This is a genomic window from Dongia sp., from assembly GCF_041909655.1.
Lineage (GTDB): Bacteria > Pseudomonadota > Alphaproteobacteria > Dongiales > Dongiaceae > Dongia.
Genome location: NZ_JAYRDA010000001.1, coordinates 341,558 through 361,133 on the forward strand (window position 1 = coordinate 341,558; position 19,576 = coordinate 361,133).

Below are 19,576 nucleotides of genomic sequence, written 5' to 3' on the forward strand. Positions count from 1 at the left end.
TCCGACCACACCGGAATGCCCATCATCTCGCAGCGCAATATAGCAATGGCGCGTCGGGTCATCAACGAATCTATAAATAAAAATACGCGCACCTATGCGTGATTATTCTGTAAAAACAGATATTAATACAGATATGTGACAAACTATTCTGAAGAAACATTGAGATGTGAGATATCTGTTCTGGTAAATATGCGCAGTGTTTCTTTTGCGCTGCATCATTCACTTAACCGGCAACGCGCAGGCTAGGACCAGCAGCGTCGATCTCAAGATCGCTCAACAAGGAGCGCAGATAGCGACCGTAATCACTGGCCGGCGCCGTCGCTGCCATACGGGCGAAGGTGTCGACATCGATGAAACCCTGCGTGAGGGCGATTTCTTCAAGGCAGGCGATCTTGACGCCTTGGCGCGTTTCCAGCGTACCCACAAACTGGCTGGCGGCATTGAGTGATTCCGGCGTGCCGGTATCGAGCCAGGCAAAGCCGCGCCCGAGTCTCGTCACCGCAAGTTCGCCGGCAGCGAGGTAACGCGCGTTGAGGTCGCTGATTTCGAGCTCGCCTCGCGCCGACGGGCGCAGCTCGCGCGCCATGTCGGAAGCGCGTCCGTCGTAGAAATACAGTCCGGTCACCGCCCAATTTGAACGCGGCGCCTGCGGCTTCTCGACGATTGCGACAGGCTGTCCTTGTGCATCGAGTTCGACCACGCCGTAGCGTTCGGGATCCTCCACGCGGCAGGCGAAGATATGTGCCCCATGGGCGAGGCGCGCGGCGGAAGTCAAAAGCCGGCTGAGACCGCTGCCAAAAAAAAGATTGTCCCCCAGGACCAGGGCACTCGGTCGGTGATTTACGAATTCGCGACCGATCAGATAGGCTTGCGCGATGCCGTTGGGCAGGGCTTGCGTTGCATAACTGATCTCAAGGCCCCACCGTGCGCCATCACCCAGAAGATCGCGATAGCGGTCAACATCCTTTGGCGTGGTGATCAGCAGAATCTCGCGGATGCCGGCCAGCATGAGCGTGGCGATCGGATAATAAATCATCGGCTTGTCGTAGATCGGCAGCAACTGCTTGGTGATTGTCGCCGTCATTGGGTAGAGGCGCGAACCATTGCCGCCGGCAAGAACGATGCCCTTCATGCCGCTCTCCTTTCTGCGCGCCAAGCAGCAGCCAGTGACGTCACTGCCTGGCGCCAATCGGGAGGGGCATAGCCGAGCGCAGCTGCCCGGCGGCTGTCGAGGGCGCTGCAGGCCGGTCGCCGGGCCGCGCTGGCATACGCCGTGGTCGCAATCGCCTGCAGAGCGGGCCGCGAGGATAGATACCCGGTGGCGTGATACGCATCGAGTATCGCTGCGGCGAAATAGTGCCATGTCGATGCCGGCGATCCGGCGAAATGCAAAATCGGCGGCATCGTGCGCCCGCTGGCCATATCGAGGGCGGCGTCGCGCAGCATTGCTGCAAGCGCCGAAGCGGGCGTAGGAGAGCCAAGCTGGTCGTCGACCACGCGCAGGGGTTCAGTCGAATCTGCTTTCGCCTTGTTGAGAATAGTTTTGAGGAAGTTTCGGCCGTGCCGGCCGAAAAGCCAGGCGCTGCGAATGACGAGGACCCGGGCGCCGCTCGACAACACCGCGGATTCGCCGGCGTGTTTGCTGAGACCATAGGTCGAGAGTGGTGCCGCACCGGCATCTTCATCATAGGGCAGGGTCTGATCGCCGGCGAAAACATAGTCGCTGGACACATGCAGCAGCGGGACATCAAGTGCTGCGGCGATTGCGCCAAGCTGAGCCGGAAGGGCGGCATTCAGGCGCCAGGCAACGTCGATTTCAAGTTCCGCCTGGTCAACGCCGGCAAAGGCAGCGGTGTTGATGATCACGGCGGGGCGCAGCGCGGCTATTTCACTGCGTGCGGCAATCGGAGAAAACAAATCGATCTCACCGCGTCCGAGAAAGTGGGGCAGGCAATGGCGCGGCCAGTCGAGATCCGCCAGTTCACGCGCCAGCTGGCCGTGGCGGCCGATCACCACGACATTGCGCCCCTGGATGCCGTCGGACTTCATCTAGGCTGCCCATTCGATGGGTAACAGGTCACGCAGGCGCGGCCAAGCCGCATCCTTTTCCGAGACCAGCACTTCGGCGGCCGTGAAGGGCCAATCGATCGACAGGTCTGGATCGTTCCACAAGATGCCTCCCTCGGCACCGGGCGCATAAGGGGCCGAGACTTTGTAATGGACCAGGGTCGCGGGCTGGAGCGAGCAGAAGCCATGCGCGAAGCCTACCGGTACGAAAAGCTGCCGGTCGCTGGAAGCGGCAAGATGCAGTACGGTCGGTTGGCCGAAATCCGGTGAATCCGGCCTGAGGTCGATCACCACGTCCAGAATGGCGCCGGCCAGCACGGTCACGAGCTTGGCCTGGGCGTAAGGTGGTCGCTGGAAATGCATGCCACGGATAACCGCCGGCGCCTCGGTGAGAGAGACATTGTCCTGGCAGAAATGCGGCAGAGCGTCATTGGCTGCGGTGCCGGTGGCCGGGTCGTTTTCCTGGTGCCGGTACAATTCCATGAACCAGCCGCGCTTGTCGGCGTAACGCTGCCGATCGACCAGACGCAATCCGGCCGGTAGGTGTTGTGGCAGGGGCGGGTCATACGGCATGGCGCACCTCGGCGTGTTGATGCATATCCTGAAGCGAAGCGTGCCAGGCCCAGGCCGACCCGACGATATCGGCAAGGCTCGATTCGACGGGCGACCAGTTGAGCGTTTCGCGGGCCAGCGTGGGGTCGGCGTAAAGCGCCGCCGGGTCGCCGGCGCGGCGCGCGCCAATCTGCTGCGGCACCGCCCGCCCGGCCTGGGTGGCGACGGCAGCCACCACTTCGCGTACCGAATAGGGCTGGCCGGTGCCGAGGTTGAACGCCTCGAAACCCGTCTGGCTCTCGGACCGCGCCAGCGCCTGGACATGTGCCGTCGCCAGGTCGTTCACGTGAATATAGTCACGCTGGCAGGTGCCGTCGGGAGTGGGGTAATCGGTCCCGAATATCTGGACCGGCCCACGACGACCGAGCGCCGCTTCGATTACCAGCGGGATGAGGTGAGTCTCGCAGGGATGCGCTTCGCCGATGCCGTCGGCTGGAACTGCTCCGGCGGCGTTGAAGTAGCGCAACGCCGTGGCCTTCAGTCCATAGGCGGCAACGAAATCCTTGAGGATCGTTTCAATCATCAGCTTGCTGCGGCCATAAGTGTTGATGGGCTGCTGAGGTGCCGTTTCACGGATCGGACAGGATTCCGGCTGACCGTAGGTGGCGCAGGTGCTGGAGAAGACAAAGCGATCAATCCCCGCAACGCGCATCGCATCGAGCAGCGACAAGGTGCCGGCGACATTGTTGTCGTAATAACGTGCCGGCAGGGAACCGGATTCACCAACCAGGGAAAGAGCCGCGAAATGCATCACCGCGACGGGCTGATACTTCGCCAGCAGCGCTGTGATCAGTTTGTGATCCGCAATGTCGCCAACTTCAAGAGGCCCCCAGCGCACCGCCCAGCGATGCCCGGTGGTGAGATTGTCCACGGTTACCGGAAGGTATCCGCTCTTGGCGAGCATCCGGCAGGCATGACTGCCGACATATCCGGCGCCGCCGGTCACGAGCACATGACGCATCTTGGTCTTCATTCCTCTTCTTGTGCCGATCGGTAGCGATGGCGACGTTATCAAACGGAAACCGGCTAAGCACTAATTACTTATTGGCGATAATATTCGTAAACTGCCGTACAAATAACGCTGCACTAATGCTTGCGCTTGCTTGCATCTTGCGCCTTCAATGTGACATCGCAATTTCAATGCCGACATTCTGCTGATGCGCGGCGAGACATGAGGTTCGCTTGATGAACATCCTCTTCGTGCATCGCGACTTCCCCGGCCAGTTCGGCGCAATTGCTGAAAGATTGGCGCGCTGTTCCCACCATCGTGTTGCTTTCATAAATTCCATGCAGAGCTTCGTGCGTGACGGCATACAGGTCGTTCGGGCGCAGCCGCGACGTCGTCCAGCCGCAACGACGCACCACTATCTGCACAGTTTCGAAGCAGACGTGCTGATGGGACAGGCAGTCTACGAAGCGTGTCACCGGTTGCGGCAGAATGGATTCGTGCCGGATGTCATTCTGGGTCATTGCGGTTGGGGCGTGACGCTTTATCTGCGTGAAGCCTTTCCTGCCGCCCGCTTCGTCGGCTACTTCGAATGGTATTATCATCCTCACAATAGCGATGCCGATTATCTCGACCCCGCCGGTATGAACGCGGACAAGGCCTGTCGTATCCGTACCCTCAATGCGCCGATCCTGATGGCGTTGGAAGATGTTGATTTTGGCCTTGTTCCAACGGCTTTTCAGCGCAGTCAGTTCCCCGAGGCCTATCAGGAGAAACTGGAAATCTTGCATGATGGTGTTGACACGGATTATTTCACTCCGCTGACACCGACATCTAAATGTATCGGCCCGCATGATTTAAGCGTCGTGGAAAAGCTGGTTACCTATGCGACGCGGGGCCTCGAACCGTATCGCGGTTTTCCGCACTTCATGCAAGCGATCAGCGGGCTATTACAACGTGACAAAGCTGTGCACGTCGCCATCGCCGGAGAAGACAAAGCATATTATTCCAGGTCTCTTCCCAACGGTGAGACCTATAAGGAGATGATGCTGCGGGAGCTTCCGGATCTGCCGCTGGAGCGCATTCATTTCCTGGGCACATTACCCCGCGACGACTACCGAGCTCTTCTCCGCCTTTCCACATTGCATGTCTATCTTACGGTACCGTTTGTGCCGTCTTGGTCATTGGTCGAAGCGATGTCCTGCGGCTGCCATATCGTCGCGTCGGACACGATTCCGGTGCGCGAGATTGTCGGTGACCCGGCTGTGGCGCGTTTAGTCGACTTTCGCGACGTGTTGCAATTGGAAGAAGTGATGCGCTGCGCGCTTGCTGAGCAGGAGGCTGCCGCGGAAATGCGCAGTGCTGCCAGAAATCGAGCAAAAACGGCCTTTTCCAGCGCACAACTCCTGCCCATATGGGAGCGCGAGCTCTGTGGCGAGACCTCCTCGGCGGTGTCGTCACGTATCACCAAAGTATAGGGTCGGATAATTTGTAATTCTTAGAATTAAGGTCATAGTTATATAACAATACAAATGTTGCGCCGCGTTATATTTGCTGTTCAAGTTAGTTCGGTTTCGGCACCCACGACCAGCAATCTCAAGTGATGAGGAGAGACACGATGGCGACAATTCCGGGCGGTGATTTCGCCGACCGTCTTGTCGGCACCGGCCAAGGGGATCATATCCTTGGTGGCGGTGGTGACGACGCGATCGCGGGCGGCAGCGGCAGTGATTACATCGACGGCGGTGACGGCGCCGATTGGATCAATGGCGGCTCCGGCGACGACACGGTCTATGGCGGCGAGGGTTCCGATCATATCGTCGGCGGCTCCGGCGCAGATTCGATCTTCGGCGGTGGCGATGCCGATTACATCAATGGCGGCTCCGGTGACGATGTGATTTCCGGCGGCGAAGGCGATGACTGGCTTAACGGCAGCGCCGGCGACGACACCATTTCCGGCGGCGACGGGGCGGATGACCTTACCGGCGGCAACGGCGATGATCGCCTGAGCGGCGGTGAGGGCGACGATGCCCTGCGCGGCGGCAATGGCGATGACACCCTCGACGGCGGTGCCGGCAACGACTTCATCACAGGTGGCAATGGCGATGACTTCATCGTCGGTGGTGCCGGTGATGACGTACTGGCTGGCGGTGCCGGCGCGGATACCTTCGTCTTCGCAGGTGGCGGTGGTCAGGATGTCATCATGGACTTCGAGGAGGGCGAAGACGTCGTCCAGATCGCGAAGAACATCAATGGTCTCGACATCACCTCGGCCGACGACGTGGCGACTCACGTTACCGATGTCAACGGCAATGCCGTGATCGACTTCGGCAATGGGGATCAAATCACCTTGGTAGGTGTCTCGGCGGCCGACGTTCAGGCCAACCCGAGCTCCTTCTTTGTGATCAGCTAATGACGGGTTGGTGGCGTTGCGGTCCCAGTCTATCGGGCCGTGGCGCCACCAATTTCGTTTTACGGCTCATTTGATCCCGGCCCGATTTGACTACAGTTCAATGTCGGCAGTTCAATTTTGGTCTGGCCAATTTCAATCGGGAGAGTGATGCTCGTTCAACCCATCGATCGGGCCACGCCTAATGGCCAGGACCCAAGAGTACGCCCGCCGGGGCAGGCTGACGCAGCCATCCCATGCTTCACATTGCCGGGTGGTTTGGTCGTCGTCATTCTGGACATGCATTCCTTGCCGGCGCAGATATCCCCGGCCAGCCTGCGGCCGTCGCGGGATGGCAAGCTGCTGCCGGCACCGACGGTAAAAGTTCAATTGCCGTGCAGCGACGGATCGCAGCGCGTGCTCATCACGCTCCACGGCGCTGCGGGGACGACGCCGATTGATTTCGCCGATGCCGGCGGCCAGATCGTTGTTCATGCCGACCCGCAGGCAGCGCAACCTTTGCCGATGCAGCGGCTGACCGAAGGCCTGGATGAGGTTGGGACGTTTCGATTGATCCGCCAGGTGGCGGAGACTTGGCGCAATCTCTTTCATTTGCGACACGATCCTGCCTATGCCCGGTTCTGTCGGCGCTTGCTGAAAGAATTGGCGCTGCAGCCGCATGCAGTGACGCCCGAGGCGGCAGTCACACGTCATCTCGCCCTGGTCAGCGCGGTTCTGCCGGCGAATCTCGGTGACATTACGGAGATCGTTCTGGTGGGTGACGACGCCCTCGAACAGGCGGTCTATCGGCCCTTGCAGACGAAACGCGGTCGCAGCTATCTGCTGCTCGATCGTGCCGCGGTCAAGCCGGGCTGTCTCATTGTGGTGCTGGGGACTCTGGGCCAAGCAGTGTTGCGCCTCGAAGAATTGCCAAGCACCCCCATTCTCGCCTGGCTGGAATCACATCGCAGCCTCAGCCGGCAATTGCGGGCTTTCATTCAGCGATCGGTTGTCGAAGCGCGCGCGGATGACGGATCGACAGCCGCTCTGTTGCGGGAGCTCAGTTTTTTCGCGCCGGCGGAGCAACGCAATCTGCTGGCGCGGAAATCTCCCGTGACCGCCGCCATAGATCTTCTTGTGGCTGACGGGGAGGGTGGCGTTTTCCTGAAGGGCTGGGTACGGGATGCGCATCAATTGCTGGCCGGGGCCCATCTGCGTTTCGGTGATAACGCGCCCATCGCGCTCGACCCTCATTGGCTGCGCTTTCCACGCCCGGATATCGATAAGCTATACAAGGGCCGCAGCGCTGCCTTCGGTTTTGCAGCCTACATCCAGGATGCCGGCAGCCAACGCGGCCAGGCGGTGGTGACACTCGAGCTTGGATCGGGCGGTGCGCTCGACTTGATGGTGCGACCGGCCATGGGCAGCGCTGCTGAATTGCGAGACGCCGTTCTGGGTGGAATCCCGCCGGAACGCCTGACCACCGATGCCATTGCCCGCATCATCGCGCCGGCGGCAGTGCCCTTGCATCGGCGGCATCTGGCCAGCCGGCAGGCGCCCGATGTGGTGCAATTGGGTGTAAAGCCGAAGCGACCGCGTTTCAGCATCATCGTCCCGCTGTATCGCAATCTCGACTATCTGCGCTTTCAGGTCGGCGCATTTGCCCTCGACCCGGAAATGACCCGGGCGGAGCTGATCTTCGTGCTGGATTCGCCGGAACAGCGTGCCGATCTGGTGCATTTCCTGAGCGGCCTCAATCAGCTCTATGGCCTGCCAATGACGATCCTGATCATGTCGGCAAATTTCGGCTATGCCGCGGCAAACAATGCGGGTGCCGCCATTGCCGCGGGCGAATATCTGGTGCTGCTCAATTCCGACGTGGTGCCGGAAGAGCCGGGCTGGCTATCGCGTCTTGCCGCGCCGCTGAAGCGTGGGCGGAAAGTTCTGGCCAGCGGCGCGCGCCTGCTGTTCGACGATCAATCCTTGCAGCATGCCGGCATGCGCTTCACCCGGGATGCCGGTGGTCATTGGCTCAACCTCCATTATCACAAGGGGGCGCCACGCGATTTTGCCCCGGCGTTGAAGGCACGGAAGGTGCCGGCGGTGACCGGTGCCGCCTTGCTGGTGCGCCGTGCGGCCTTCCAGCAAGTCGGTGGCTTCACCGAAGATTACATCATCGGTGATTACGAGGATTCGGATCTCTGCCTGAAGCTGCGCGCTCTCGGCGGTGAGATCTGCTACTGCCCCGAAGCGGTGCTCTATCATTTCGAGCGGAAATCGATCAACCGCCATGCCGGATATCAGCGCAGTGTCGCCGGCCTCTACAATCGCTGGCTGGCGGCGCAGCGCTGGAACGATGCGATGCAGGATTTGATGGTTCGTTTCGACCGGGCGCGGCCCGGAGCTGCCCAATGAATGCGCTGAGGGAGGATTTCGGTGTTGAGGCGGCGGAGATCGCCTTTGCCGAGTTGTTGCGCGTGACGCGGCGCAATCGTTTCCTGCCGATCCCACCGCAGGAGCGCAACTTCGTCGGCGACGGCGACTTCCTGGCGATCGGCTGTGAATTCCTGCGTCATTTCGTCGAACTCGGCGGTTTGCGGCCGCAGGATCGCGTGCTGGAGATCGGTTGCGGCCTCGGGCGCATGGCATTGCCGCTCACGCAATTCCTGGATGCGCCGGCGGGTCGATATACCGGCTTCGACGTTGTGACGGAAGGGATTGCCTGGGCACGCGAGAACATCGCGGCCGCTTACAGCAATTTCGAATTCTTGCATCTCGATTACCGCAACGAGCTGTACAATCCGGCGGGCGCTCTGCGGGAAGGCGAGGATCTGCTGCCCTTCGCCGGCGGGACCGTGGATTTCCTGTTCATGACCTCCGTGGTGACCCATCTCGACGCCAGCAACACGGCGTTCTATCTCCGGGAAGCTGCGCGATTGCTGCGCCCCCAGGGGCGACTCTTCGTGACCGCCTTCCTGCTGGACGAATCCAATCGTCTGCTGGCTGCCGGCGGCAAGGCGCGGCCGTCTTTTGATCTCAAGGATGCCGGCCCGGAGTACATTTCGGACCGCGCCCATCCGATGGCGGCGGTAGCCTTCGACCATGACTGGTTCCTGGAAACAAGCGCCTGCGCCGGTCTGCATCTGGCGCGGCCGATCGCCTTTGGGCATTGGAGTGGCCGGTCGGCGGAGAACTTTCAGGATATCTGTGTGTTTACCCGCAGCCCCATCCAACCGAAAGGGACGCGCGACCGATGACATCCGCAAAGCCGCTTAAGGTGCTCCATCTCTGCCACAACCACCCCGCGCTGCATCCCGGCGGTACGGAGATTTTTGCCCGCGATCTGCACCGGCAATTGGCGGCGACCCAGAATGTGAGCAGCCTGTTTATCGGCTGCGTCGACAAGAATCACCGTGAACAGCGGCCTGGCACCGTGTTTCAGGGAATCGGCCGCCAACGCGACGAGATGCTGATGTGGACCGGCTATTTCGACGGTTTCTATCTGTCGCAGATCGACCTCCATGGCATCGTGCCGGAGCTCTCGGATCTCCTGTGGGAGGTAAAGCCGGATATCGTGCATTTCCACCACATCCTGCTGATGGGCGTCGAGATGCTCTTTCTGGTGCGGCGTGTTTTGCCGAAGGCCAAAATTCTGCTCTCGCTGCACGATTACTATTCGATCTGCGCCCATGATGGCCAGATGGTGACGACCGGAGAAAGGCGGTTGTGCAATGTGGCAACGCCCGATGCTTGCCGCCGCTGCTTTCCACATCTGGAAACCGAGCAATTCGTTTTGCGTGAGCGGCATTTGAAGACGCATTTCTCGGTGGTCGACCAGTTCCTGGCACCCAGTGAATTCCTTCGCCGCCGCTATATCGCCTGGGGCCTGGCGCCGGAGCGGATCGCTGTACTGCGCAATGCCCGACCTATGGCGAAGGTGGCGCCACATCGCGCGTTGAAGCGCGGCGACAGGCGCAATCACTTTGCCTATTTCGGCAATCTCAGCCCCAACAAGGGCATCCTCGTACTGCTGGAAGCGGCGCGGCTGTTGAACGAACGCCGTCCCGGGTCGTTCCGTGTCGACATCTTCGGCGGCGCGCCGTTCCAAAGCGATGCCTTCAAGGAAGATATGAAGGCAGCCCTCGCGGCAGCGGGTGATGTGGCCGCCTGGCACGGAGCCTATCAGCCCGAAGAAATGCCAAACCTGATGCGTGAGGCCGATTGGGTGGTGACGCCGTCGCTTTGGTGGGAGAACGCACCCCTTGTGATCGACGAGGCATTCGGTCACCGTCGCCCGGTCATTGCCAGCGATATCGGCGGTATGGCTGAAGCCGTCAGCCACGGTCGCAATGGCCTGACTTTCCGTGCGGGCGATGCCCTGGCGCTGGCGGATACGCTGGAGCGGGCCCTGAGCGAGCAGCAGCTTTGGAACAAACTTGTCACCGGTATCAAGGCGCGCCGGACGCTAGAGCTTTGCACCGCCGAGCATCTGGCGACATATCGGCGCCTGTTGGGGGACGCTGCGGCCGAAACGCCCGAGATCGCTGTGCGACGCCGGAGAAAAGTCGTCGCAGAACCACGCGCAAGCCTGTAGCGCGGAGGCAAAGGATAGAGCATGTCGACGAGCGCCGAAACGGTTCACGAGTTGAATGCAGAGCGCGGCAAGCCGCTGGACGGCACGCCGCACCTGCAAGGCTATATCGATGCCATTGAACCCGACCGCGTCTATGGCTGGGCCTGGAACAGCAGCGATCCATCCGAGCGCCTGATGATCGAGATTCGGCAGGGCGAACAGCTGATCGTGCGGCTGGAGGCGAATCAGCCGCGCCCGGATCTTGTCTCCAATGGAATCGGTGATGGGCGTTATGCTTTCATCGCCAATGTGGCGGCGATTGGCGAGATCGATCGGGCTTCGCCCATCACGGTGCTCGCCATCGGGGCGGATGGTGACAGCGCGATAGAATTGAAGCGACAAACTCCGACCCAACCGGCCAGCAATGTTAACGCCGCCGTCATCGGAGAGATTCGTGCCCGCGATCAGCGATTGCAAGGTCAGTTGCGGCAATTGGTGAGTGTTGCCAAGGAGCGCGACGGGCTCGATCAGGAATTGCATGAGCGCCTCACGGAAAGTCTTGGCAAGCTGGATATGGCGGTACCCGAATTAGAGCGCCGTATCGGCGCCCTTGAAGTGTTCGAATTGCGGTTCGACACGCTGCTGCAGAAAGTCGACAAAAGACTCTCCATGATGGAAATACGATCACGCCCCAAGCCGTCCCTGCTGTTGTGGCTTTGGTGTGGGCTCGCCACCTTGGTATCGTTCGGCTTCCTCGCCTATCATTTATTGTTTCGAGGCGCTTGATCATGGCTCTCAACAAACAAGCCAAGTCTAACAGCGCTTTTGAGGACGCCATCCATGCGTTGCGCGGTGGCTTCATCTTCGTCGCGGTGCTGACCTCGGTTCTGTGCCTCTGCCAGTTGATTGTGCCGCTCTTCATGATCCAGGTTTATGATCGGGTTCTGGGCAGCCGCAATCTGGATACGCTGACGATGCTGATTGTGGTCGCGGCCGGTGGCTTGATGCTGCTCGGCTTCCTCGACTACATCCGCAGCCGCATCTATCACGTGCTCGGCGACAAGTTGTCGCGCCGCCTGCATCAACCGACGCTCCAGGCAGCGGTCGACGGGGCGCTGGAGGGACGCAACACGCATCCTGGGCAGGCCCTGCGCGATCTCAACGAGTTGCGGCAGTTCATCACCGGTTCGGCGATCAATGTTCCGTTCGAGGCGATGTTCACACCGCTCTTCCTGGGCATCATGTTCATGATGCATCCGGTCTATGGATTCATGGCGGTTTTGGCGGCATTCCTTTTGATCTCGCTCAGCGTGATGATGGAATTCGTGGCGCGCCGGCCCCTTGCCGAGGCAAATGAAGGGGCGGTCAAGAGCATGAGTGCGACCTCGGCAGCCTTGCGCAATGCCGAGGTGATTCAGGCCATGGGCATGCTGCCGGCGATTGCTCAACGCTGGGAGAAAGAGCAACGCCGGGTACTCTCCAATCTCGATGAAGGTAATCGCCGCAGCCGGGCCATGGCGTCCACGTCGAAAACGGTCCGCTATCTGCTGCAAATCGCCATGCTGTCGATCGGTGCCCTTCTGGTCATCGAGCGCGAAGCAACGCCTGGCATGATGGTGGCCGCCTCGATCATCATGGGGCGAATGCTGTTGCCTTTCGACAGCCTGATCGAAGGTTGGCGGCAATGGGTGTTCGCACGCGGTACCTATCACCGCCTCCAGGAACTGATCGGCCGCAGCGAAGCCCGTCGTCCCGGAATGGCCCTGCAAAATCCGGAAGGCCGCCTGTCGGTCGACCGCCTGACCTTCGTGCCACATGGTTCGGACCGGGCAGTGTTGCGCAATATCAGCTTCACCCTCGATCCCGGCGAGGTACTGGGCGTGATTGGGCCGTCCGCAGCCGGCAAGTCGACACTGGCACGGTTGCTGGTCGGCGTCTGGCGTCCGACGCAAGGAGCGGTCTATCTGGACGGGCAGAACGTCGTCAATTGGGATCGCACCGCTTTCGGCAAATCGGTCGGCTACCTGCCGCAATCTGTCGGGCTGCTGGAAGGCAGTATCCGGGACAACATTTCGCATATGGCTGTGGCGAATCCGGCCGATGTCGTGGCTGCGGCACGGCGTGCCGATGTGCATGAAACCATCGGCGCTCTTCCCCATGGCTATGACACCGAGATCGGCGAGCAAGGTTACTCGCTGAGCGGTGGCCAGCGCCAGCGTATCGGCCTCGCCCGCGCGCTCTACGGCAACCCGGTCTTCATGGTGCTGGACGAGCCCAATGCCAATCTCGATCAGAACGGTGAGCAGGCCTTGATGAACGCCCTGGCGGCGGCCAAGGCCGACGGCACCACGATCATCCTAATCACCCATCGCCCGTCGATTGTCGGCGTGTGCGACAAGTTGCTGGTGCTACGTGACGGTGCCATGGCGCAATTCGGCCCCCGCGCCGACGTGCTACGCTCGGTCACGGCTGCCAGCAAGAACGACAACGCCGTGACCGCGGGCGGGACAAGCGGCGTCGCAAGGTTGGTGAAGTCATGAGTGTTATCGATTTCGACGAAGCGGTTCTGGCACTGCCCGAACCGAGCCTGAGGCGTTATGTCATCGCTGGTCTGGCGGCGATCGGCATCGGTGTCGGCGGGTTCCTGCTGTGGGGCTTTCTTGCCTCGCTGGATCGGGCAGCAATCGCCGACGGCACGATCGTGGTCGATAGCAACCGCAAGACTGTGCAGCATCTGGAAGGCGGCATCATCAAGGAATTGCTGGTGCGCGAAGGTGACGAGGTCAAGGCCGGCGACGTATTGCTGCGGCTTGACCCGATTCAGGCAGAATCGTCGATCGATCAGCTGGAAACGGAGCATTTCTCGCGCGTGGCGCGGATCGCCCGCCTCACTGCCGAGCAGCAGAACGCCGATGAGGTAACTTTCCCGGATGACCTCATGGCTCATGCCGATGATCCTGCCATCACGGCGTTGATTGCCTCGCAGCAATCTCTCTTCGAGGCGCGCCATTCCGCCTATGTCGAAGGTGTCAACATGCGGCACCGCAAGATCGGCGAGATCGAGAACCAGATCAACGGGTTCAAGAGCCAGATCGCGGCCAATCGCGAGATGCGCGAGATTGCCCAGAAGCAGTTGGTGACGGTGCGTGAGCTTTATGCCAAGGGGTTGGCGCAGATTCCGCGCCTGCGCGGCCTCGAAAGTGAAGTCGCCGAAATCGGCGGCAAGCTTGGCGAACTGCAGTCATCGATCTCAAGCGCCAATGAATCGATCGCGGGTCTCAGGATCGAAATCGAAAACCTGCGCTCGACCCGGGCCAGCGAAGTGGCTGCCGAACTGCAACAGGTGCTGGCGGAAGGCAGTGATTATGTCGGCCGCCGGGCGGCCTTGGCCGACGTGCTGGGGCGTCTCGAACTCCGAGCACCGCAGAGCGGACGCGTGGTCGATCTGCAGGTCTTCGGTCCCGGTGCGGTTCTCCAGCCTGGCCAGCCGGTGATGGACATTGTGCCGCAGGATGAGCAATTGCTGGTGGAAGCGAAGATCAAGACCGACGATATCGATACGGTCCATGTCGGTCTGCCAGCCGAAGTCCGGCTGCTCGCCTACAAACAGCGGCGCGTGCCGCCGATTGAAGGCGAAGTGGTTAATGTCTCCGCCGATCGTTTTGTCGAGGAAACATCGGGGGTTGCCTATTACACGGCGCGTGTGAAGCTTGACCTTTCGTCGATCCCTGCCGGCATGGACGTGAAGCCCTATCCCGGGATGCCGGCCGAGGTACTGATCGCTGCCGGCGAGCGCCGGGCCATCGACTATTTCCTCTCACCCATCACCGATAGCTGGAACCGCGCTTTCCGGGAGGAGTGACAACACTGGCATCTTGCCAGGGCCGGGTGGCATGATCCGCGATATCGAGTCGCGTATCAGAGGAAAAAAATCATGGCCGGATGGGAACGGGTAGGGCGCTTGCTCTGCTGCCTTTGTTTCCTGACTGCGGGTTGCAGTGCCGACACCGCCTATGTTGAATTTGACCGATTGCAACGGGCCCCGTCGCCGAACGATGCCCTGGCCTGCCCAGTAAATCTTTGTCAGGCGCCGGCGGATTTTGTGACCCGGCCGGTCGAAATGACAGCCGACCAATTGGCGGTGCGGGTTGCCGACATGCTGCCGCTGGAAGTACGCACCGAACTCGCGGCGCGGGATGAGAGCGGCTACCGCTTCGTCTTCGTCCAGCGCTCGCGCCTGTTCCGGTTTCCCGATACCGTCAACATCCTGGTTGTGCCCGTGGGCGAAACCCAATCGACGGTGGCGATCTATAGCCGCTCCAATTACGGCTATGGTGATTTGGGTGTCAATCGGGCGCGGATCACGGCCTGGCTGGCCAAGCTGGGCATTCCCTATCGTGTTGGAAGTTGACCACAGTGCCCGATATCACCTCCGGCTTTTGGCCATTCACTCAACCGGATCAGGCGCGCATGCGCGCGACACGACGACTGTTCGAATATTGGCTGACCGGCCAAGAACTCGGGATAAAGTTCCGTCGCACCGACATCGATCCCAGTGCCATTGCGGAAATTCTGCCCTTCATCATCCTGGGCGATATCGAGGCGGATCCGTTCCGCGTGCGCTTTCGGTTGGTTGGTACCAGCGTAGTAGAATTCAGCCGTCTCGATTTTAGCGGCAAGTATCTTGATGAACTGAAATACGACGCGCGCGACAGTGTCGATTGGCGGGATTGTTATCGTTACGTCCATACTGAGCGCCAGCCGATCATCGGCAATAACGAGATCAGCTTCGTCGACGGCAAGGTGTCGATTTACGAATTCTCGATCCTGCCGCTGTGGCGGGACGACGACCCTGCCGGCAGTTTCATCGCCAGCGAGGCCTATGAGGGGTTCGACCGGCTCCACATTCCGGATCTGGAGCCGGTCGAGCAGCGCCCGCGCTGATGGCAGTCCTTATTCAGCCTCAGTCATAGAGGACGTGCGGCAGCCATAGCCCGATCCCCGGGAACATATAGAGCAGGAACATGGCGACGACCTGGATCAGCATGAAGGGAATCATGCCGGCGAAGATCTGGTTGAGCGTCACGTGGGGTGGTGACACACCCTTCAGATAGAAGGCCGCCATCGCCACCGGCGGTGACAGGAAGGCGGTTTGCAGGTTGAGCGCCACCATGAGGCCGAAGAACAGCGGGTCGATATCGAAATGGCCCAGCAAGGGGATAAAGATCGGCATGAAGATGACGATGATTTCGGTCCATTCGAGCGGCCAGCCGAGAATGAAAATGATCACCTGCGAAAGCAGCATGAACTCAATCGGCGTGAGATCAAGGCCGAGAACCCAGTTTTCAATCAACTCCTGACCGCCGAGAAGAGCGAAGGCCGCGGAGAAAATCGCCGAGCCGACGAACAGCCAGCAGACCATGGCCGAGGTCTTGGCGGTCAGGAAGACGGATTCCGTCATCACGCGCACGGTCAGTTGGCGGTAGGCCAGGGCCAGCACTGTGCCACCCAGGGCGCCGATCGCCGCCGCCTCGGTCGGTGTCGCCAGGCCGAAGACAATGGACCCCAGCACCGCCAGGATCAGTACGCTGAGCGGCACGAAGGATTCCAGCAGCAGGCGGTAGATCTGATAGCGCGGAAAATTGAGGATGGAATAGAAGACGAGGAGGCAGAGAATGCCTAGGCTCAGTACCCACCAATAGGCTTCCGGCGCCGGCCTGCGCTCGGGCAACGAGGTATCACTCTCGATATCGGCCGGCGCGGCGGCGGCCGGGGGCTCAGCCAGGGGCACAGCCCCAGGTGGCTCGGCAAGGCCGTTATCGGCAAGGGGCGGCTCGGCGAGGCCGCCGTCCAAAGGCGGCTCCGACAGTCCACCGTCGCTGGGCGGTTCGGCAAGGCCCCCGCCATAATCGGCCCAATTGTCGCTACCGGCACCCATTTCCACGAGGCCGCTATCCGAGACGATCACGGGCTCGGTGATGCCGCGGTAGATGAGCCCCATCAGAAGAGCAAAGGTGAGGAAGGGGATGCCGAGCAACAGCAGCTCGCGCCAGACTGCGCGCTGCGGGACCCGTGACGGGCCCTGCCCAAACGCGGCGCGGAAGAGACTGAGCGGTGCCCAGCGCTGCCGGTTTTCGCCGGCAAGGGTGGACAGAAGTGGCGGAAGGGCCACTTCGCGATCCGCTTTGGCCAGCGGCGGGGCAAGGCTCGGCTTCAGCCAGCTCACCAGAATGACGGCGCCTACATAAAGCGCGGTCAGCATCAGGCCGGGGAAGAAAGCTCCTGCATAGAGCTGCACCACCGAAACCCCCGCCGTGGCACCATAGACGATGAGCAGGACTGACGGCGGGATCAGGATGCCAAGACAACCGCCCGCCGTAATGACGCCCGCCGAGAGGCGGATGTCGTAGCCGGACTTCAACATGGCGGGGAGTGCCAGCAGACCCATCAGCGTCACCACGGCCCCGACGATGCCGGTGGCGGTGGCGAAGATCGCGCAGGTGATCAAGGTTGCGACCGCGAGCGAGCCGGGCAGCCAGGCCGTCGCCAGATGCAGACTGGTGAACAGGCGTTGAATGAGGTTGGCGCGTTCGACCAGATAGCCCATGAAGACGAAGAGCGGCACCGAAATCAGCACGTCATTGGTCATGACGCCATAGGTGCGCTGGACCATCAGGGTGAGCGTGTGCTCGATGTTATAGTCGAAGGCGATCCAGGCGAAGATCATGCCCATGCCCATCAGCGTAAACGCCGTGGGAAAGCCCATCATGATGGTAACAACGACCAGCGCCAGCATCAGAAGGCCGAGATGTCCATTGGTCATCTCGGAGGGAGATGGCAGGATGATCGCGGTGCCAATGAGAATCAGGACAACCAGTGTAAGGCCGAACCAAAGTTCCTTTCTCATGGTTGGGGCCTACGCTTGTCGTCATGAGCGTCGCCGGTGACGTATTTGTCGAGGGCTGCAATGTCCTCGTCGCGCACATGCACCATTTCTTTCAGCTTCTCGACGTCGACTTCCTCGACATCGCCCAGGCGGGCGGGCCATTTCCCCTGCTTCAGGCAAACATAGCACCGTGCCATTTCGACGAAGCCCTGGAGCAGCAGAAGGAAGCCGGCAACCGGAATGATGGTCTTGAAAGGATAGATCGGCGGGCCATCGGCCGAGATGGAGGAATGCTCGTTGATGACCCAGGAATCGGCGGCAAAGGTCCAGCCTGCCCACGCCATCGCAAACACGCCGGGAATGAAGAAGGCGACGTAGAGCGTAAGATCGATGCCGGCCTGCAATCGCGGCGGAAAGAAACCGTAGAGCACGTCACCCCGGACATGGCCGCCGGCCGCCAGGGTGTAGGCGCCGGCCATCATGAAAAGGAGGCCGTAAAGCATCGCCGAACCATCGAAGACCCAGGCATGCGGCGTGCCGAGCGCGTAACGTGAAAAGACTTCCCAACTGATCAGCAGCGTCAGCGCGACGATCGACCAGGCGCAGAGCCGCCCTGACCAGGTGCTCAGGAAGTCGATGAATTTAAGCGTCTTTCCCATACTCATCCCATGGCGATCAAAGTGAGATGCAAAAATGGCGAGGGGTCCGGCACGCGCTGCCGGACCCCTCGTTCATAAATCGCCCTCAGCCTTTGGCGAAGAAGTGGCTGTAGGCCATGCGGAAATTGACCAGCGTGTCATTCTGCCAGCGGACGGTCCGGGCGGCATAGGCGCGCTGCGATTCCAGCACCTTTTTGAACATCGGATTTTCGGCGGCTTTTGCCTCGATGATCTTAGACCAGGCGTCGAGCTGGGCCTGGAGCACCGAGTCCGGCGTCTTGTAGAATTTGACGCCATCCGCCTGCAAAGCCTCGTAATCCTTGGAATAGCGGTCGATCGCCTTCCATGACATGTCGGCGGACGAGGCCGATGCAGCCTGGTCGATGATTGCCCGCAGGTCTTCGGGCAAGGCGTCATATTTCGCCTTGTTGAACAGGATCTCGAACTGCTCCGAGCATTGATGGAAGCTCTGCAGCATGCAGATCTTGGAGACATCGGGGAAGCCGAGGACGCGGTCGGATGAGGCATTGTTGAATTCGGCCGCATCCAGCAGGCCGCGATCCATGGCCGGCACGATTTCGCCGCCGGGCAAGGCGTTCACCGCTGCACCCAAAGCGGTAAAGACATCGATGGAGAGGCCCACGGTGCGGAACTTCAGGCCCTGGAGATCTTCCGGCTTGGAGATCGGATTCTTGAACCAGCCCAAAGGCTGAGTCGGCATCGGCCCGTATAGGCGCGAGACGACGTTCATGTTGAGGCTGGAATAAATCTCCTGCTGCAATTCCTTGCCGCCGCCATAATTGTGCCAGGAGAGCAGCATGTTGGGATCCATGCCGAAGGCCGGCCCCGATCCCCAGAGCGCCAGGGCCGAGTTTTTGCCGTACCAATAGGCAATGACGCCATGGCCGCCGTCGAGCGTGCCGCTGCTCACGGCATCGAGCAGATCGAAGGCCTTCACGACGGCACCCGACGGCAGGACCTCGATCTTCAGGCGGCCGCCCGACATGCCGTTCACCTTGCTGGCAAAGTCGAGCGCGTATTCGTGGAAGATATCCTTGGCCGGCCAGGTGCTTTGCCACTTCATGGTGACCGGGTCCTGGGCGCGTGCCACATTGGGCGCGGCAAGTGCCGCAGCGCCGACGCCGACGGTGGCCGCGCCGAGAAATTTGCGACGCGACGGATCGGCTGTACGCGAATCACTCTGGGTGTTCTTCTCCCGCTTCTTCATCAGTGCCTCCCAGGCTATGGAATAAGGATGGGGTATTGCCCCCTTTGCTTATGCTTGATCGGCATTCTGCGCCAATCTGCCAAAAAGACTAGTTCAACCATGGGGGTGGGTCGAGCGGCAATTGACCGGCCGGTCCTTAGACAAACGTCGTAGTTCGACCGTTAAGGCCAATTCCATGATTGGATTCGGCAGTGCAGCAATCAGTCCGGGCAGCAA

The 19,576-nt window shown here is 60.7% G+C and carries 17 protein-coding genes; 10 read left to right on the forward strand and 7 right to left on the reverse strand.

Annotated features, from left to right (window positions below):
- Positions 1-223: 223 nt before the first annotated feature.
- From rfbA to galE, 4 genes are read right to left on the reverse strand one after another with little or no spacing between them, the layout of a single operon-like run.
- On the reverse strand, positions 224-1,132 hold the full coding sequence (gene rfbA, locus ACE3PR_RS01475; protein WP_374367367.1) for a glucose-1-phosphate thymidylyltransferase RfbA: 909 nt from the start codon (positions 1,130-1,132) through the stop codon (positions 224-226).
- Entirely contained in the window at positions 1,129-2,049 is a 921-nt protein-coding gene (gene rfbD, locus ACE3PR_RS01480) for a dTDP-4-dehydrorhamnose reductase (RefSeq protein WP_374367370.1), read from the reverse strand. Before rfbD ends, rfbA begins: the two co-directional genes overlap by 4 nt.
- The gene (gene rfbC / locus ACE3PR_RS01485) at positions 2,050-2,640 is read right to left on the reverse strand and encodes a dTDP-4-dehydrorhamnose 3,5-epimerase (protein WP_374367372.1); all 591 of its coding nucleotides are present in this window, start codon (positions 2,638-2,640) and stop codon (positions 2,050-2,052) included.
- On the reverse strand, positions 2,630-3,652 hold the full coding sequence (gene galE, locus ACE3PR_RS01490) for a UDP-glucose 4-epimerase GalE (protein ID WP_374367375.1): 1,023 nt from the start codon (positions 3,650-3,652) through the stop codon (positions 2,630-2,632). The genes rfbC and galE overlap by 11 nt, the downstream gene beginning before the upstream one ends.
- A 212-nt stretch (positions 3,653-3,864) precedes the next feature.
- Here galE and ACE3PR_RS01495 point away from each other — a divergent pair, with 212 nt between their 5' ends.
- The 10 genes from ACE3PR_RS01495 (at position 3,865) to ACE3PR_RS01540 (ending at position 15,531) form a co-directional block, all read left to right on the forward strand.
- Positions 3,865-5,103, forward strand: coding sequence for a glycosyltransferase (locus tag ACE3PR_RS01495; RefSeq protein WP_374367378.1), 1,239 nt, complete (start codon positions 3,865-3,867; stop codon positions 5,101-5,103).
- A gap of 140 nt (positions 5,104-5,243) precedes the next feature.
- Positions 5,244-6,038 carry a calcium-binding protein gene (locus ACE3PR_RS01500; protein WP_374367380.1) on the forward strand — a complete coding sequence of 265 codons (795 nt, stop codon included), beginning with the start codon at positions 5,244-5,246 and terminating at the stop codon, positions 6,036-6,038.
- Positions 6,039-6,185: 147 nt separating this feature from the next.
- Positions 6,186-8,429 (forward strand): glycosyltransferase family 2 protein, encoded by a 2,244-nt coding sequence (locus ACE3PR_RS01505; protein WP_374367383.1) that lies wholly within the window; start codon positions 6,186-6,188, stop codon positions 8,427-8,429.
- Positions 8,426-9,271, forward strand: a complete 846-nt coding sequence (locus tag ACE3PR_RS01510; protein ID WP_374367385.1) for a class I SAM-dependent methyltransferase — start codon at positions 8,426-8,428, stop codon at positions 9,269-9,271. Before ACE3PR_RS01505 ends, ACE3PR_RS01510 begins: the two co-directional genes overlap by 4 nt.
- Complete coding sequence (locus ACE3PR_RS01515; protein ID WP_374367387.1) at positions 9,268-10,608, forward strand: glycosyltransferase family 4 protein; 1,341 nt, start codon at positions 9,268-9,270, stop codon at positions 10,606-10,608. Before ACE3PR_RS01510 ends, ACE3PR_RS01515 begins: the two co-directional genes overlap by 4 nt.
- A gap of 21 nt (positions 10,609-10,629) precedes the next feature.
- The gene (locus ACE3PR_RS01520) at positions 10,630-11,373 is read left to right on the forward strand and encodes a hypothetical protein (RefSeq protein WP_374367389.1); all 744 of its coding nucleotides are present in this window, start codon (positions 10,630-10,632) and stop codon (positions 11,371-11,373) included.
- A 2-nt stretch (positions 11,374-11,375) separates the two neighbouring features.
- Entirely contained in the window at positions 11,376-13,127 is a 1,752-nt protein-coding gene (locus tag ACE3PR_RS01525) for a type I secretion system permease/ATPase (protein ID WP_374367391.1), read from the forward strand.
- Positions 13,124-14,449: an HlyD family type I secretion periplasmic adaptor subunit gene (locus tag ACE3PR_RS01530; protein ID WP_374367393.1), complete on the forward strand. Its 1,326-nt coding sequence runs from the start codon at positions 13,124-13,126 to the stop codon at positions 14,447-14,449. Before ACE3PR_RS01525 ends, ACE3PR_RS01530 begins: the two co-directional genes overlap by 4 nt.
- A gap of 258 nt (positions 14,450-14,707) precedes the next feature.
- Positions 14,708-14,998, forward strand: a complete 291-nt coding sequence (locus ACE3PR_RS01535; RefSeq protein ID WP_374367395.1) for a DUF1499 domain-containing protein — start codon at positions 14,708-14,710, stop codon at positions 14,996-14,998.
- Between the two features lie 59 nt (positions 14,999-15,057).
- Complete coding sequence (locus tag ACE3PR_RS01540; RefSeq protein WP_374367398.1) at positions 15,058-15,531, forward strand: PAS domain-containing protein; 474 nt, start codon at positions 15,058-15,060, stop codon at positions 15,529-15,531.
- Positions 15,532-15,550: 19 nt separating this feature from the next.
- On the opposite strand, the gene ACE3PR_RS01545 is transcribed toward ACE3PR_RS01540, so the two are convergent.
- From ACE3PR_RS01545 to ACE3PR_RS01555, 3 genes are all read right to left on the reverse strand, one after another.
- Entirely contained in the window at positions 15,551-17,494 is a 1,944-nt protein-coding gene (locus ACE3PR_RS01545) for a TRAP transporter large permease subunit (protein ID WP_374367400.1), read from the reverse strand.
- On the reverse strand, positions 17,491-18,132 hold the full coding sequence (locus ACE3PR_RS01550) for a TRAP transporter small permease subunit (RefSeq protein WP_374367403.1): 642 nt from the start codon (positions 18,130-18,132) through the stop codon (positions 17,491-17,493). Before ACE3PR_RS01550 ends, ACE3PR_RS01545 begins: the two co-directional genes overlap by 4 nt.
- An 85-nt stretch (positions 18,133-18,217) precedes the next feature.
- A complete protein-coding gene (locus tag ACE3PR_RS01555) occupies positions 18,218-19,360 on the reverse strand; it encodes a TRAP transporter substrate-binding protein (RefSeq protein WP_374367404.1) in 1,143 nt (380 codons plus the stop codon).
- Positions 19,361-19,576 lie beyond the last annotated feature (216 nt).

Bases quoted from the DNA above. Each gene is read 5' to 3' on its own strand.
- rfbA (WP_374367367.1), bottom strand. From the start codon at position 1,132: ATGAAGGGCATCGTTCTTGCCGGCGGCAATGGTTCGCGCCTCTACCCA.
- rfbD (WP_374367370.1), bottom strand. From the start codon at position 2,049: ATGAAGTCCGACGGCATCCAGGGGCGCAATGTCGTGGTGATCGGCCGC.
- rfbC (WP_374367372.1), bottom strand. From the start codon at position 2,640: ATGCCGTATGACCCGCCCCTGCCACAACACCTACCGGCCGGATTGCGT.
- galE (WP_374367375.1), bottom strand. From the start codon at position 3,652: ATGAAGACCAAGATGCGTCATGTGCTCGTGACCGGCGGCGCCGGATAT.
- ACE3PR_RS01495 (WP_374367378.1), top strand. From the start codon at position 3,865: ATGAACATCCTCTTCGTGCATCGCGACTTCCCCGGCCAGTTCGGCGCA.
- ACE3PR_RS01500 (WP_374367380.1), top strand. From the start codon at position 5,244: ATGGCGACAATTCCGGGCGGTGATTTCGCCGACCGTCTTGTCGGCACC.
- ACE3PR_RS01505 (WP_374367383.1), top strand. From the start codon at position 6,186: ATGCTCGTTCAACCCATCGATCGGGCCACGCCTAATGGCCAGGACCCA.
- ACE3PR_RS01510 (WP_374367385.1), top strand. From the start codon at position 8,426: ATGAATGCGCTGAGGGAGGATTTCGGTGTTGAGGCGGCGGAGATCGCC.
- ACE3PR_RS01515 (WP_374367387.1), top strand. From the start codon at position 9,268: ATGACATCCGCAAAGCCGCTTAAGGTGCTCCATCTCTGCCACAACCAC.
- ACE3PR_RS01520 (WP_374367389.1), top strand. From the start codon at position 10,630: ATGTCGACGAGCGCCGAAACGGTTCACGAGTTGAATGCAGAGCGCGGC.
- ACE3PR_RS01525 (WP_374367391.1), top strand. From the start codon at position 11,376: ATGGCTCTCAACAAACAAGCCAAGTCTAACAGCGCTTTTGAGGACGCC.
- ACE3PR_RS01530 (WP_374367393.1), top strand. From the start codon at position 13,124: ATGAGTGTTATCGATTTCGACGAAGCGGTTCTGGCACTGCCCGAACCG.
- ACE3PR_RS01535 (WP_374367395.1), top strand. From the start codon at position 14,708: ATGACAGCCGACCAATTGGCGGTGCGGGTTGCCGACATGCTGCCGCTG.
- ACE3PR_RS01540 (WP_374367398.1), top strand. From the start codon at position 15,058: ATGCGCGCGACACGACGACTGTTCGAATATTGGCTGACCGGCCAAGAA.
- ACE3PR_RS01545 (WP_374367400.1), bottom strand. From the start codon at position 17,494: ATGAGAAAGGAACTTTGGTTCGGCCTTACACTGGTTGTCCTGATTCTC.
- ACE3PR_RS01550 (WP_374367403.1), bottom strand. From the start codon at position 18,132: ATGGGAAAGACGCTTAAATTCATCGACTTCCTGAGCACCTGGTCAGGG.
- ACE3PR_RS01555 (WP_374367404.1), bottom strand. From the start codon at position 19,360: ATGAAGAAGCGGGAGAAGAACACCCAGAGTGATTCGCGTACAGCCGAT.